This is a genomic window from Neoroseomonas rubea (assembly GCF_016106015.1).
Classification (GTDB): domain Bacteria; phylum Pseudomonadota; class Alphaproteobacteria; order Acetobacterales; family Acetobacteraceae; genus Neoroseomonas; species Neoroseomonas rubea.
In genome coordinates, this window is record NZ_JACADQ010000599.1 from 1 (window position 1) to 1,264 (window position 1,264).

Here is a 1,264-nt window from a genome sequence, read left to right on the forward strand (position 1 = left end):
ATGCGGTGCTGCTGGACGGGCGGCCGCTGCGCCTGCCGGGCGGCGCGCCGCTGGCCACGCGCTCGGCCGCGCTGGCCGAGGCGATCGCCGCCGAATGGCAGGCGGCGGGCGGGGCGAAGGATGGCGAGATGTCGATGGAGGAGGTGCCGCTGACGCGCCTGCTCGGCACCGCGCAGGACCGCGTCGCGGCCGATCCGGCGGGATTGGTCGAGGGCCTCGTGCGCTATGCCGAGACCGACCTGCTCTGCTACCGCGCGGGGGACCCGGCGCTGGCCGTGACGCAGGCGCGCGAATGGCAAGCCTGGCTTGACTGGGCGGCGCAGGCGCATGGCGCGCCGCTGGTGGTGACGGAAGGGCTGATGCCCGTGGCGCAGCCGCCGGAAAGCCTCGCGCGGCTGCGCGACGCGCTCGGCCGCCGGACGGCGGAGGAACTCGCCGCGCTCGGCGTCGTCGTGCCGGTGCTGGGCAGCCTGGTGCTGGGCCTCGCCCTGGCCGAAGGGCGGCTGGTGGCGGAGGAGGCGCATCGCCTCGCGACGCTGGACGAGACCTTCCAGGAAACGCGCTGGGGCGAGGACCCGGAGGCGCTGGCGCGCCGCGCGCGCGGGGCGGCGGATGTGGCGCTGGCCGAGCGCTTTCTGTCGCTGGTGCGGGCATGAGGGCGCGGCGCGTCACCATCGCCGGGCGCGTGCAGGGCGTGGGCTATCGCGACTGGATGGTGCGGGAGGCGGTGCGCCTGGGCGTGCATGGCTGGGTGCGCAACCGCTCCGACGGGCGGGTGGAGGCGCTGGTGGCCGGCGAGGAAGCCGCGGTGCAGGCGCTGCTGTCGGCCTGCCGGCGCGGGCCGATGCTCGCGCGCGTCACCGAGATCACGGAGGAGTTCGCGGACCCGCCGGCGGAACCGGGGTTCCGGCGGGTCCCGGGGGCTTAGAGCAATATCCGATCGGCCGGGAACGGCCGATCGGATTTCTTGCTCTAGAAGCCATTGAGTCTACAGCACGACATCCGATCACACTGATTCAGTGTGATCGGATAGTGCTGTCGCCGCACACGCCGCGACCAGCGCGGCGATCTCCGGCCAGGCGAAGCGGCGGAACTTCACCGGCGCGCCGTGCAGTTCGGCCGCCTGCGGCGGGTGCGCGATGCCGCCGAGGCGCGCGTAGAAGCGCGCGGCGCGGTCATTGCCCGCGATGATGGTCAGCGCCGCGCTTGTCGCGCCGCGCGCGGCCAGCGCCGCCGCCGCGCGTCCCTGCAAGATCGGAAGAGC

3 protein-coding genes are annotated in these 1,264 nt (G+C 74.7%); 2 read left to right on the forward strand and 1 reads right to left on the reverse strand.

The genetic code is table 11. From position 1 onward, the window contains the following. Positions 1 to 656: ATP12 family protein (locus tag HW577_RS25185; RefSeq protein WP_198378822.1), on the forward strand; the 656-nt coding region annotated here is incomplete at its 5' end. Further along, positions 653 to 928: an acylphosphatase gene (locus tag HW577_RS25190; protein ID WP_198378823.1), complete on the forward strand. Its 276-nt coding sequence runs from the start codon at positions 653 to 655 to the stop codon at positions 926 to 928. The genes HW577_RS25185 and HW577_RS25190, both read left to right, overlap by 4 nt. A 78-nt stretch (positions 929 to 1,006) precedes the next feature. On the opposite strand, the gene HW577_RS25195 is transcribed toward HW577_RS25190, so the two are convergent. Then, positions 1,007 to 1,264, reverse strand: a 258-nt coding sequence (locus HW577_RS25195) for a hypothetical protein (protein ID WP_332837813.1), incomplete at its 5' end; no start/stop codon positions are given.